Source organism: Acidianus ambivalens (genome assembly GCF_009729015.1).
Classification (GTDB): Archaea; Thermoproteota; Thermoprotei_A; order Sulfolobales; family Sulfolobaceae; genus Acidianus; species Acidianus ambivalens.
Window position 1 is genome coordinate 300,865 of the sequence record NZ_CP045482.1, and the last position, 13,038, is coordinate 313,902.

Below are 13,038 nucleotides of genomic sequence, written 5' to 3' on the forward strand. Positions count from 1 at the left end.
GATTTTAAAGTATAACTTTGAAATTATAAATATGGATATCCTGACGATAATTACGGAAGCTACTAAGCCTAAACAAGGTAATAAACCTAAATATGACGAATCTCACGTTCTTCACGCTTTACTCATTATCCAAAAAGAACAACCAATTGGAAGACCTACTTTAGAGAAAAGATTACAGCTAGGAGATGCTACAGTAAGGACGTTATTGAGAAGATTAAAGGAATTAGGTGTCATAAAAGTAGATAAAGTAGGTGGAGCCGAAATTACAGAAGAAGGTAAAAAAGCATTACAAGAGTGGAATTCTGTAATAAAAATAGGAGAAGCCGAACTAAAATCAATAAATTGGAATTGTAGCATGATAATAGTTAAAGGTGGTAGCAAAATCCTAGAAAAGCAAAAAGTTATAGAGCTTAGAGATAAAATAATAAAATTGGGAGCTGATAGTGTATTAATTTCAGTATTTTTGAATAATAAGGTAGAATTACCTCCAAAAACTGAAGAGTTCGGAATGAAGGAACTACTAGAGGATATTAAAAATTCCTGTAAGTTATGTGAAAATAACGATTTAATCACTTATATTTTACCTAAAGATCTTCATTTAGCTTATAAGGTGGGGTTGTTACTATTTGAAAATTGGATTAATAGTTAACCCATATGCAGGTTCTGGGGGTAGATTAGGTTATAAAGGAAGTGATGATCTATATATAGAGAATCCAGAGATTGAAAATAGAGTAAAGAGATTTTTAGATGTAGTTAATAGTAATATAGAATTTGTTTCTCCTAAATTCAAAATGGGTGAGTATTTTCTAAGGAAATTCGGTAAAAAATATGAGACTATAAACGCTGGAAAGGAAAAATCTACAAGAGAGGATACAATAATTTCAGCAAGGTTATTATCGGATATAACAAATTTAATAGTCTTCGTAGGCGGAGATGGTACTGCAAGAGACGTTGTAGAAGGATCACAATCAAAAGTTCCTATCTTAGGCGTACCTGCAGGAGTAAAAATGCACAGCGGAGTTTTTGCTATAAATCCAGAAACTGCTGGAATGTTAGTTAACGCTTATGCAGAAGGTATGGCAAATATAGTAGAAGCAGAAGTCTTGGATATTGACGAAGACGCTTATAGAAAAGGAATTTATAAGGTTAAACTTTATTATATTACAAAAACAATAAATTTCAAAGGACTTCTTGTGCATAGTAAAGAAGAAATCTCTTCACCTTCTTACGAGCTTGATGAGATAGCCGAATACATCATAGACAACATGGAAGACTCAACATTTTATATCATGGGGCCAGGTAGTACAGTGAAGGCAATAGAGGAAAAACTTGGATATACCACGAATTTCCTAAGCATAGATTTATTCTTAGGCAAAAGATTAATAAAATCTGGAGTAAATTATATGGAACTATTGCAATTAACTGGGGAGTTAAAGATAATTTTAACTCCGATAGGTGGCCAAGGTTTTTTAATTGGCAGAGGAAATCAAGAAATAGGCCCTGAAATTCTTAAAAAAGCAGGAAAAGATAACATAATAGTAGTATCTTCAAAAGAAAAAATCTCAAGAATTGATTGTTTAAGAATAGATTCTGGAGATCCTAATGTAGATAAATTATTACACGGAATTTATAAAGTTATAGTTGGATATGATGAATTTTACACAATAAAGACGTGTAGTATGACTTGACGTAAATCTAATGATATTACTACACAATAAAGACGTGTAGTATGACTTGACGTAAATCTAATGATATTACTTTTTAGCGAATCTAATTATTCCGTTTTAAATTTTGGCGAATAAGTATTTGTGTGACTGACACAGACGTTGAGAAACTTGCTGAGGAATTAACTAAGCAACTAGAAGGTTCTCCAAGGTCAAAACTAGTTGAGGCAATAATAATACTTTTACATGCAAGGCCTTTAAGAACATCTGAAATTGCATCCAATTTAGGTTATCAAACAAAATATATAAGTAGTTATTTAAGTTATTGGAAAAAGAAAGGGCTAGTTTATCAAGATGGCGGAAGATGGTATCTTACTCCACAAGGAGAAAATTTAGCTAAGGCCATAATTGACTCATATTCTAATTCCAGGTTTAAGGAAATGCTTGTTATAGCTAAACAAATGTTAGAACAGGTTAAAGAGCCAATGAACAACAAAAATGAACAAAAAGAGGAAAAAGAAAAGAAGGCAATTTTGTCGTTTATTGACTCAAAAACCAATAACACAGTAAAAAAACAACAAAATAAGGACCCAACGGTTTGCATTAAAGAAATTCTAGAAAAATTAGATGATGATGAAAAAGATATTTTATTATATTTAATTAATAAATATAAACAGTGGGGCTCAACATATGTTTACATTGATCAAATCCAAGAAGAGTATAAAGCAGATCCAGGTTGGTTGTTTAAAGTTCTAAGACAATTACAAACTAAGAGAATAGTTTACTTATATCAAGACCCTAAACTAGGCTTGAGAATCGGGTTCTCAAAATCCTTTAAAGAGAAACTGAACTGTTAAAATCTTCTACTTCTTTAGGTCAAATTTTTTGTCACACTTGGTTTGCTTAAGTTACATTATGCAAACTCTTATTTTTCTTGAAGACAAAAAAGCTAAATAGAGTAGTAGTAATCTATTTAATCAAATGTATCCAGACTTCACTTGAGGTGGAATATTTGTCTTCAAATAAATCAGTTAAAATGACTGAGGACGAGATAAATAAAGCGTTAGCAAAAGCCGAAAAAGAGGCAGAAAAGAGAGATCATAAGAAAATTTGGATTGATAAAATGTTAAAAAGTGCCAAAACATATTATAAATTATGTCCATATTATGATAAGAAAACTTCTAACTGTTTCCTTATGTTAAGCAGTAATGATAGTAATAAGAAATGCAATAGAGAAGGTAGGTATGACAATTGTCCCGTATTCCTAGCATTTCTGGATAATAAATATCAAGAATATACTTCTAAAAAGAAAATACTTCCTCTAGATTTCTTAGATCTTGCACAGTCAGTGTAAGGGAATGATTTTTGCCCAGAAAGAAAAAAACTGATGAGGAAAGCAAAAAAGAAAGTAATAATGAGGAGGGTAAAACTAAAAAGAAAAAAGCACAGAAGAAAGAGAAATTTGTTAATGCGGAAGCGTTATTAGACGAATATTTAGATGAAGTAGTTTTAGGGCTAGGGATATCTTTTCTGAAATTAAAACCTGAAGAGTACAAGGAAATATTAAAAGAACCATTTGTTGCAGCTGTAGGTCAAGTAAAAACTAAACCCAAATCCAAGACTATAATTAATAGACTTACTGCGAATAGAGATGCTATGATGGAATATATTGCAATGAGATTAGTTAGAATAATTGATATAGAAAAAATGAATTGTGAACAGTTTGAATTTGTAGTTTATAATACTAAAAAAGCTATAGTAGATCTTGCGCCTAAACTTTATAGAGAAGCATTAAAAAGAAATAGAAAAGATTTAATAGATGTATTGAGATATAATTGGAATTTATATGGAATAGTGTCTCCTATAATATGTCCAAAATGTGGATTTAGCTCTATAATGCCAGACTTATCATGTAAAGTATGCGAATATGTTATGAGCATGAAAGAATTAAAATCACAAATAAATGTTATACAAATATTAAAAGATTATTACTCGTTAGATCCTGAGGGATTTAAAGAAATAATAACTTCAGGATATTTTTACTATACCGCGGAAGGTCCTATTCCCCCTTCGAAATTCAGGCCTTCTCCTCAAGTCCTTGCTTTTGAGGTTGTTCTGAACAAAGATGAGAAAAAGACTCTAAGCAATATTTACAGCAATCCCCACGCTCAATGATCGCATTGCAAATCTTGCATCTTTTCCTATTCTCTAATCTTATTACGTTAATAGAGCTTCCAAAAGTGTGGTATATCTCATTATCTGCAAACTGTTTACTTGCCCATTTAATTATCTCATTTAGAAAGGCGTCCTTTGTTTTTAACTCCCCGGTTATTTCTGAGAATCCTAAAAGCTCAAATCTTGGAGTAGAATAGAAAGGTATAAAGATTTTTTTCGAATAAAGCTCAGTGAATTGCGAGTATAAATCTAAATACCCCATATATCCAATACTTATTGAATATATGAGATATGATAAGAAAAAATCGGCTGTAAATGGTAATATAATCTTTTTAAAATCTGATTCTCTAATTTTTATCATGATTTTCCATAAAGTCTTATTTATATCTTCCTCTTCATCTATTTTATCAATTAAAACGTCTAATTTGCATGATTTACATATATTATATAGTAGTTTTTTTATTAAGTTGGCCACGTCCATAAAATTTTCAGTTGCTAATATTACTGCTTTATCTTCTCTATCTAAGAACTTTGATAAGCTTAATTCCTTCCTAAATCTTTTTACTATCTCACTCCTAGCGCAATGAACACAAAGATACTTACCACTAATTAGAACTTCAGCCTGATTTTTACCACATTTTGTGCAGATCAAACTTTCTTTTACTTTTCCTTAACCTTCTTTAAATTAATCTCGTGCAGTATAATAGTTAAATTTATATATAAGCGATACTAAAGGTCTGCTGAAAGGTGTGAGGAAATGGCATCTGCTGGTGGAGTTCCTGTCTTATTATTCAAAGAAGGTACTTCTAGAAGTTCTGGAAGAGAAGCTTTAAAGAATAACATCCTTGCAGCAAGAACCTTGGCCGAAATGTTAAAGACTAGTCTTGGTCCAAAAGGATTAGATAAAATGCTAATTGACAGCTTTGGTGACGTAACAATAACTAATGACGGAGCTACTATAGTAAAAGAGATGGAGATTCAACATCCAGCTGCTAAACTTTTAGTTGAAGCTGCTAAGGCACAGGATGCCGAGGTTGGTGACGGAACTACAAGTGCAGTAGTTCTTGCAGGTCTTTTATTAGAGAAAGCAGACGCATTATTAGATCAAAATATTCATCCAACAATTATAATTGAGGGATATAAGAAAGCGTTTACGAAATCTTTAGAATTATTATCACAAATTGCAACAAAGCTTGATGTATCAGACCTTAACTCATCTACTGCCAGAGAGAATTTAAGGAAAATAGTTTATACTACAATGTCAAGCAAATTCCTAGCAGAAGGAGAAGAATTTAACAAGATAATGGACATGGTAATAGACGCAGTAGCAACTGTAGCTGAACCTTTACCTACTGGAGGTTATAATGTTAGCTTAGACTTAATTAAGATTGACAAGAAGAAAGGAGGAAGTATCGAAGATAGCCAGCTAATTAAAGGTATAGTACTTGATAAAGAAGTAGTTCATCCAGGAATGCCTAGAAGAGTTGAGAAAGCAAAGATTGCAGTATTAGATGCTTCATTAGAAGTTGAAAAACCAGAAATTTCTGCTAAGATTAGTATAACAAGTCCTGAGCAGATAAAGGCTTTCTTAGATGAGGAAGCTAAGTACTTGAAGGATATGGTTGACAAGTTAGCATCAATAGGAGCTAACGTGGTAATATGCCAAAAAGGAATTGACGATATAGCACAGCACTTCTTGGCAAAGAAAGGAATCATGGCCGTAAGAAGAGTAAAGAGAAGCGATATTGAAAAGTTAGAGAAAGCATTAGGCGCTAGAATAATAAGCAATATTAAAGACGCATCACCAGAAGATTTAGGATATGCAGAGCTAGTAGAAGAGAGGAAAGTAGGCAACGATAAGATGGTATTCATTGAAGGAGCAAAGAATCCTAGGGCAGTGAATATATTATTAAGAGGATCAAATGATATGGCCTTAGATGAAGCAGAAAGGAGTATTAACGACGCATTACATGCATTAAGGAATATCTTATTAGAACCAATGATAGTTCCAGGCGGAGGAGCTATAGAATTAGAGTTGGCAATGAGGCTAAGAGAATACGCAAGAACTGTAGGAGGGAAAGAACAATTAGCAATTGAAGCTTATGCCGATGCATTAGAAGAGATTCCAATGATATTAGCTGAAACTGCAGGAATGGAGCCAATATCTACATTAATGGAGCTTAGAGCTAAACATGCTAAAGGATTAGTAAATGCTGGTGTTGACGCAATAAATGGTAAGATAGTTGATGACATATACACTCTTAATGTAGTAGAACCAATAAGAGTAAAGAGGCAAGTATTAAAGAGTGCTACTGAAGCAGCAACTGCAGTATTAAAGATTGATGACTTAATAGCAGCTTCTCAATTAAAGAGTAGTAAAGAAGGAGAGAAAGGCAGCGAGAAGAAAGAAGGAGAAGAGTCATCTTCAACTTCATCAAGTAGCTAAAATCTATTTTTATTATATAGTATTGCATCAGAATTTTCAATTTCCTTATATCCATCAATTTCGTCCAAAAGTTTTTTTGCCGTATTTTTTACTTCTTCTATGTCATAATCGCTAATTATTTCTTCTAATAATTTCTTTGTTAAATCTATTCCTATAATAAACACAAGTTCAGTAAAATCTGGACTTAATAAGTAATCTGCGAGTTTTTTTGGATTTCCTCCATATGCAGAAAAATTATATTTGTTTTCAGCTTCTCCTAACAATTTCCTTACTTCATCTAACCTTTTAGGATCTAGAGTATTTGGAGTCAGTACTTTATTAGCTATATGCCTCAGAAAATCTGGAGGGCTCAAAATTATTTCGCCTAAACATGATATATTATACTCATGTATAAAAGGATTAACGTAGTTAGTTCCTAATTAATATTTAAAAGTCTGAAAAGTAAAAAGAAAATAGTGGATAGTGATGAGTAGTAGAAGGAGGAAGAAGAAAGAATCAGATGAGACAGAAGATGTTGAAAATAAATTAAAAGTTGTTTATTCCGATAAAGACGTTGTAGTAATGACGGCTCCAAATGAGGAAGAACTAAAGCAGATTTTGTTAGATTTACTAAGCGAGAAACCAATGAACTTGAAGGAGTTACATAGTAAATTATCTGGAATTGCTAGTGAAGATAAAATAAGAAGAGCATTAGCTAGTCTCACTGAAAAAGGCCAAGTGACTTTACTAGAAGATGGAAGATACGCTAAGTTAGGTACAGAATAAAGGCTATTTAGCCACGTCTTAATGGACACGTTTGCCAGTATTTTGAGCATAATTTTGCTTGACTCTCTGTAATTATCCTGTTTAATATTTTGCAAGATGCAATAAAGCCGTTTTCTGTTTTCATAAGTTGAAAGAATTCACAACCGCTATCAATTTTTTCTTGAATTAAACTTATTTTAGGATAAAATTTTATATCCTGATCTATTTTTTCATCTTGCTGGAAATTTTCTAATCCTTGTTTTTCCTCTCCTTGATCTACATAGTACCTACAAGTCTTGTATGTTTTAAAACATCTGCTAGCACTTACTACTATATCTGAAGGAGAATCCAACATTGGAGAGATACAATATCCATTCTTATAAAAAGGGCATATATCACGTTTCTGCAACATCCCTCACTATTACATGGACTCCTAAGATATCATCATCTGATAACCCTGGTATATGAATCCTGTTTATATTTATTTTATCAAGTTTTTCTATATTTATTTTATCAAGTACTTCCTTTATCTTATTCTCATTTACTTTTTTTGAGGAATCTTCAACTATTAAAATATCTGCTATTTTCATGAATATGGAGTTAAGTAACAAAGAATTAAAAATCAAACCCTCTAATACCACTTGTGTATGCTTTAGCAAAAGCAAAAGATGAACTAGCCAATTATCTTAGTAATGTACTTAATGTGGATAAGGAGAAAGTTTTAAATAGTATTGAATATCCTGCAAAAGAGCAAATAGCAGATTTAGCCTTACCATTACCTTCAGTAACTAAGAAATTCGACATTGAGATTAAAGGAGAATACAACGGGAGGTTAATAAAAGAAGTTTGGAGAGATGGAGTATTCATTAATGCGAGGTTAAATGAAAAGGAGTTATTAAAGGAGATTTTTACGAATTTTTCTGAAAATTATGGAATAATTAAGACAGAAAGACCTTTAAGAATAGTGGTTGAACATACAAGTGCTAATCCCATTCATCCTTTGCATATAGGGCATTTAAGAAATGCCATACTTGGAGATACTTTAGCCAGGATGCTCAAAGCTAGAGGACATGAAGTAAATGTTAGATTTTATGTAAATGATAGTGGAAGGCAGGTAGCTTTACTTATTTATGGCCTCTCAAAACTAGGATATCCAGATCCACCCAGTGGAGAGAAAAAAGACCAATGGTTAGGACTAATCTATGCAATGACTAATGTTATCCTAGAAATTAAGAAAATAAATGAGGAACTAAAGAGCACAACCAACGATTCAGAATATAAGGAAAAAATAGCGAGAAGGGACGAGTTATTAATTTCAGCCTCTGAATTAAGTAAGAGAAATCAAGAATATTTTAACAAACTTTCTGATCAAATAATGAACGATAAAGATCCAGAAGGCGAAATTTCCAAAATAATAGAGAAGTATGAAAAAGGAGAAGAAGAGATAAAGAAGATAGTAAGAAAATACGTTGATTTTGCGTTAGAAGGATTTAGAGAAAGCTTGGAGAAATTGCATATAACTTTCGATAATTTCGATTATGAAAGTGATCTTTTATGGAATAATGATGTAAAATTAGTTTTAGATTTTGCATTAACCTCTATTGCTAAAATTAACTATAAGGGCACTGCAGCATTAGATTTACAAAATTATATTGACGACGATATTAGAAAGGAGATAAGAATTCCTAAAGGTTTAGAAATACCCCCGCTAGTCTTAATGAGATCTGATGGTACAACATTATATACAGTTAGGGACATAGCATACACTATTTATAAATTTAGACAATTTAACGCAGACGAGGTAATAAATGTAATAGCTGAACAGCAATCTGTACCGCAAATGCAATTAAGAGCTGCTTTATATATATTGGGATGGAAAAAATTTGCTATCAATTTGATTCATTTCTCATACGGAATGGTAACACTACAAGGAATGAAAATGAGCGGAAGGTTAGGTAAGTATATTTCGCTGGACGAGGTATACGATAAAGTAGCTGAAGTAGTTAAGGCAAAAATTGAGGAGAAAAAAGGAATATTGGAGAATCTTAATGAAATAGTTAATTCTGCTATAAGATATGCTATAATTTCAGTGTCCGCAAATAAGCCTGTATCGTTCGATGTAAAAAGAGTTGCAAATTTTGAAGAGAATAGCGGTCCTTATTTACAATATACATATGCTAGAGCTTACAACATATTATCTAAATCTACAGAAAATCTAGATATTTCTAAAATAGACGAGAATGAGTTAAAGAATGAGAAAAGAACGCTTCTTTTAATGATAGCCAAATTCCCGGATATATTTATCAATTCCGTAGATCATTTACAGCCTGAAGTTCTTACAGTATTTTTAAGAAGAGTTGCTGATGTATTTAATTCATGGTATGATAAAGAAAGAGTCCTACAAGAACCAGACGAATCAAAGAGAATAACAAGATTATTTATTGTTAAAGGCGTAGAGACTGTATTAAGAAATGGGCTTAATACTTTAGGTATAGCTTCTTTAACTCGTATGTGAAAAATATCTAGGACCCGTAGCTCAGCCAGGACGGAGTGCTGGCCTGCGGAGCCAGTGGTCCCGGGTTCAAATCCCGGCGGGTCCGTAACAATTTCACAAATTGAAAGTTTTTCTCTATTAATGTAACGATAACGTGAGTAATGTATGAAGAAAAATTTCAGAGTATTAAATCTCATATATAAGAAAAATTACATACCTTTATAATAAAATAATACTTTCACATTTTCCTTATGTTTTGTTTTATCTTATTTATTAGATCTTCTGGTATTTGTGAAATTCCGTGAGCTGATTTGGCATGAACTCTAAGGATTTCTAGCAATTCTTCTTCGCTCGACGAACCTTTTACTTCAAATCCGCAATTCATTCCTATCGATTTGCATTCGAAATAATACTTTTTCTTTGAAAATAGCTTCATAAGAATATAGGCACATTACTTGTATTAACGTATGTGTTAGAAATCTTCTAACTAATCCTTTTGTATTATTTCTCCTTAGTATGCATATGAAATACACATTTAGTTGTGCAGATATAGGGATGAACTGTGGATTTGAAATAATAAATGCAGGAAGTGAAGAGGAGCTATTAGAAATGTTAAAAACTCATGCAAAGATGGATCACGGAATAACATCAATTCCACCAGAATTGATAGATAAGATAAAGAAAGCTATTAGAAAGTCTGGTAAATATTCATTTAGTTGTGCAGACATTGGAATGAATTGCGGATTTGAAATAATAGGAGCTTCAAGTGAAGATGAGTTACTTCAGCAATTGAGTATTCATGCAAGAATGAGTCATAAGATGAACAATATTCCTCAAGATACAATAAATGCTATAAAACAGAAAATAAAGGTAAGTTAAAACTAACACATTTTTTAGTCTTTTTCTTCTGTTTTCGTGGTCATACCTTTACTTGTCACCGTTATCTAATTAAATGTTAGAAAATAATATAATATGATAGCAATGCAAACTAGTACTGTAAGTTTATTATCGCTTAATAAGATTAAAGTGATAAAGAGAGACGGCAGAAAGGAGGAATTTAAGCTAGAGAAAATCTTAGTAAAAATAGGTTTTGTTCCTTCTGAAGTTATAGACGGCATAGCTAACGATATAATTCAGAATTCTAAGGATAACACAATTGATACAAGAACAATCGCAGATATTGTAGAGAGGAATTTAATAGAAAATTCTTTGGAACATCCAGAATTAATGGATTTGGCAAAGAAATATGTTTTAGCAAGGATTTATAACCACGTTTATGGAAAGGGCAAATGGAAAGATTTTGACCCAAAGGATCTTTTACTTACTTATAATGCACTCAAAGTTCTTGAGGCAAGATATTTACTAAAAGATCCTAATACCTTACGCTATATAGAAACTCCTCAAATGATGTTCAGGAGAGTTGCAAAGTACTTAGCTAGTGTAGAGCTCAAGTATGGAAAATCAGAGAGCGAAGTAAAAGCACTAGAGGAGAAATTCTACGAGATCATGAGTAATCTTAGATTCTTACCTAATACTCCAACTTTAATGAACAGTGGAACCAGACTGGGAATTTTGTCAGCGTGCTTTGTAATTCCAGTTAGAGATTCAATGACTACACCAGAGGGCGACGGTATTTATGATGCTCTAAGGGCTATGGCCTTAGTTCATCAGCAAGGAGGCGGTACGGGTTTTGATTTCTCAGAGCTTAGACCTAAAGGAGATGTTGTTGCCTCGACAGCAGGTGTTGCTTCTGGTCCAGTATCATTTATGAAAATCTTTGACGTTTCAACTGACGTAGTAAAGCAAGGAGGAAAAAGAAGAGGAGCTAACATGGGTGTAATGCATGTATGGCATGCTGAAATTGAGGATTTCATTAATTCCAAGTCTGGTAAGCTTAAAGATGTACAATTACAGAATTTTAACATTTCTGTAGGAGTTTATGATTATTTTATGGAAAAGGTTGAGAGAGGCGAAGAAGTTCCATTAATTACTCCTAGAAAGACTAGAATTCCTGGGACAGATCACGATTATTATATAAATAAAGCAAGAAACTATATGAGCGAAGAGTGGGCTCAGGAAGAGATATTAAATGAGTTGGAAGAAAAAGGTGGAGCAGTATGGCTTGATGAGAGTAAGATAATTACTGTAGATGAAGCTTTAGTTATAGCGGAAAAAGAAGGTGCTATAATAAGGTGGATAAATGCAAGATCCCTCTTTAACGAGATAGTAAAAAGTGCTTGGGATAGCGGAGATCCAGGATTATTATTTATAGACGAGATAAATAGGAGGCATCCAGTTTGGTACCTAGGAAAAATTAATGCTACCAATCCTTGTGGAGAAGAGCCCTTATTGCCTTGGGAATCATGTAATTTAGGTTCTATTAATTTAGAGAAGTTTGTTAAGGAGACGGAAAACGGTAAATATATAGATTGGGATGGATTGGCTGAGACAATAAAATATGCCGTTAGACTTCTGGACAATGTAATTGATGCTAACAAGTATCCGCTTAAGCAGATAGAGCAAGCTACTAAGAGTACTAGAAAAGTAGGCTTAGGAGTTATGGGCTTAGCTAGGATGTTGATAAAGCTTGGTATACCTTATGATAGCGTAGATGCAATATACTTATCGTATCAAGTGGCTAAGTTCATTTATTATCACGCGTTCAAGACTTCTATAGAGTTAGCTAAAGAAAAAGGTTCTTTCCCTGTATATGATCCGTTAAGATATCATGATATATGGGAATCTGCTAGGCCATTCGAATATTTGCTTGAAGTTACTAAGGTGGAAGGTAAACCTTCTGAGTATGTTCGCAAGCTAACCGCAATTGTTGATAAACTTGACTTTTCTGAGCTTAAGGCAGAAAGAATTAAGCATGGATTAAGAAATGCTACTGTAGTTTCTGTAGCACCTACTGGCACTATATCAATAATTGCTGGAACTTCATCGTCTATAGAGCCTTTATTTGCGTTAGCCTTCATTAGGAACGTCGCAGTAGGCAAATTTATGGAGATTGATTCTTTATTCTTGGAGTATTTGAGGAAGTATGAATTAGATAATCCAGAAGTTGTAAAGAAGGTTGCTGAAACTGGAACTGTTGGAGAAAACATGTTTATGCCAGCAACAATTAGGAAACTGTTTAGGACTGCTCATGAAGTTCCTCCAGAATTTCATTTATTACATCAAGCGGCTTGGCAACAATGGAACGATTCTGGTACTTCTAAAACTATAAACTTAAGGTCTGAGGAGCCTCCAGAAACTGTAGAGAGAGTATATTTAATGGCATGGAAGTTAGGAGTTAAAGGAATAACAGTTTATAGAGATAAGAGCAAATCTCAACAAGTAATATACTTCGGAATAAAGAAGGAAAGGGAAGAGAAGGAGAAAAGAGAACAGGAAAAGAAACAACAGCAGCAAATAATTCCATCTTCATTTAGGATGGAAAAGAAATTTGTCGAAGTAGATGAGAATTACGCAGGCGGTTGTAAGACTTGTGAACTATAATGCAAAATATTTTT

15 protein-coding genes and 1 tRNA gene are annotated in these 13,038 nt (G+C 32.9%); 11 read left to right on the forward strand and 5 right to left on the reverse strand.

The window, feature by feature from the left end; all coding sequences use genetic code 11:
• The first annotated feature begins 31 nt into the window (after positions 1-31).
• From D1866_RS01780 to D1866_RS01800, 5 genes are all read left to right on the forward strand, one after another.
• Positions 32-649, forward strand: a complete 618-nt coding sequence (locus D1866_RS01780) for a DUF4443 domain-containing protein (RefSeq protein WP_152941022.1) — start codon at positions 32-34, stop codon at positions 647-649.
• A complete protein-coding gene (locus tag D1866_RS01785) occupies positions 627-1,688 on the forward strand; it encodes an ATP-NAD kinase family protein (RefSeq protein WP_152941024.1) in 1,062 nt (353 codons plus the stop codon). The genes D1866_RS01780 and D1866_RS01785 overlap by 23 nt, the downstream gene beginning before the upstream one ends.
• 122 nt (positions 1,689-1,810) lie before the next feature.
• Entirely contained in the window at positions 1,811-2,521 is a 711-nt protein-coding gene (locus D1866_RS01790; RefSeq protein WP_196773457.1) for a helix-turn-helix domain-containing protein, read from the forward strand.
• Positions 2,522-2,676: 155 nt separating this feature from the next.
• On the forward strand, positions 2,677-3,018 hold the full coding sequence (locus tag D1866_RS01795; RefSeq protein WP_048054658.1) for a hypothetical protein: 342 nt from the start codon (positions 2,677-2,679) through the stop codon (positions 3,016-3,018).
• An 11-nt stretch (positions 3,019-3,029) separates the two neighbouring features.
• A complete protein-coding gene (locus tag D1866_RS01800; RefSeq protein ID WP_152941026.1) occupies positions 3,030-3,839 on the forward strand; it encodes a hypothetical protein in 810 nt (269 codons plus the stop codon).
• Here D1866_RS01800 and D1866_RS01805 read toward each other — a convergent pair.
• Complete coding sequence (locus D1866_RS01805; protein WP_152941028.1) at positions 3,742-4,491, reverse strand: hypothetical protein; 750 nt, start codon at positions 4,489-4,491, stop codon at positions 3,742-3,744. The two genes, D1866_RS01800 and D1866_RS01805, sit on opposite strands and share 98 nt — an antisense overlap.
• Positions 4,492-4,596: 105 nt before the next feature.
• On the opposite strand from D1866_RS01805, the gene thsA reads away from it, so the two are divergent.
• Positions 4,597-6,285 (forward strand): thermosome subunit alpha, encoded by a 1,689-nt coding sequence (gene thsA / locus D1866_RS01810; protein WP_152941030.1) that lies wholly within the window; start codon positions 4,597-4,599, stop codon positions 6,283-6,285.
• On the opposite strand, the gene D1866_RS01815 is transcribed toward thsA, so the two are convergent.
• Positions 6,282-6,641: a hypothetical protein gene (locus D1866_RS01815; RefSeq protein WP_155861013.1), complete on the reverse strand. Its 360-nt coding sequence runs from the start codon at positions 6,639-6,641 to the stop codon at positions 6,282-6,284. The genes thsA and D1866_RS01815 overlap by 4 nt on opposite strands.
• Positions 6,642-6,750: 109 nt before the next feature.
• On the opposite strand from D1866_RS01815, the gene D1866_RS01820 reads away from it, so the two are divergent.
• The gene (locus tag D1866_RS01820; RefSeq protein WP_013776174.1) at positions 6,751-7,050 is read left to right on the forward strand and encodes a regulatory protein RecX; all 300 of its coding nucleotides are present in this window, start codon (positions 6,751-6,753) and stop codon (positions 7,048-7,050) included.
• A 7-nt stretch (positions 7,051-7,057) separates the two neighbouring features.
• On the opposite strand, the gene D1866_RS01825 is transcribed toward D1866_RS01820, so the two are convergent.
• Positions 7,058-7,438 (reverse strand): hypothetical protein, encoded by a 381-nt coding sequence (locus D1866_RS01825; protein WP_152941035.1) that lies wholly within the window; start codon positions 7,436-7,438, stop codon positions 7,058-7,060.
• Positions 7,425-7,619 (reverse strand): hypothetical protein, encoded by a 195-nt coding sequence (locus D1866_RS01830; protein WP_152941037.1) that lies wholly within the window; start codon positions 7,617-7,619, stop codon positions 7,425-7,427. The genes D1866_RS01825 and D1866_RS01830 overlap by 14 nt, the downstream gene beginning before the upstream one ends.
• Before the next feature lie 53 nt (positions 7,620-7,672).
• Between D1866_RS01830 and D1866_RS01835 the strand changes: the two genes are divergently transcribed.
• Positions 7,673-9,544: an arginine--tRNA ligase gene (locus D1866_RS01835; protein WP_155861014.1), complete on the forward strand. Its 1,872-nt coding sequence runs from the start codon at positions 7,673-7,675 to the stop codon at positions 9,542-9,544.
• Positions 9,545-9,554: 10 nt separating this feature from the next.
• Positions 9,555-9,629: transfer RNA gene (locus D1866_RS01840), tRNA-Arg, on the forward strand.
• Positions 9,630-9,761: 132 nt separating this feature from the next.
• On the opposite strand, the gene D1866_RS01845 is transcribed toward D1866_RS01840, so the two are convergent.
• Positions 9,762-9,959 carry a DUF1059 domain-containing protein gene (locus D1866_RS01845; protein WP_152941039.1) on the reverse strand — a complete coding sequence of 66 codons (198 nt, stop codon included), beginning with the start codon at positions 9,957-9,959 and terminating at the stop codon, positions 9,762-9,764.
• Between the two features lie 86 nt (positions 9,960-10,045).
• Here D1866_RS01845 and D1866_RS01850 point away from each other — a divergent pair, with 86 nt between their 5' ends.
• Entirely contained in the window at positions 10,046-10,402 is a 357-nt protein-coding gene (locus D1866_RS01850) for a DUF1059 domain-containing protein (protein WP_152941041.1), read from the forward strand.
• Positions 10,403-10,495: 93 nt separating this feature from the next.
• Entirely contained in the window at positions 10,496-13,024 is a 2,529-nt protein-coding gene (locus D1866_RS01855; RefSeq protein WP_420809229.1) for an adenosylcobalamin-dependent ribonucleoside-diphosphate reductase, read from the forward strand.
• Positions 13,025-13,038 lie beyond the last annotated feature (14 nt).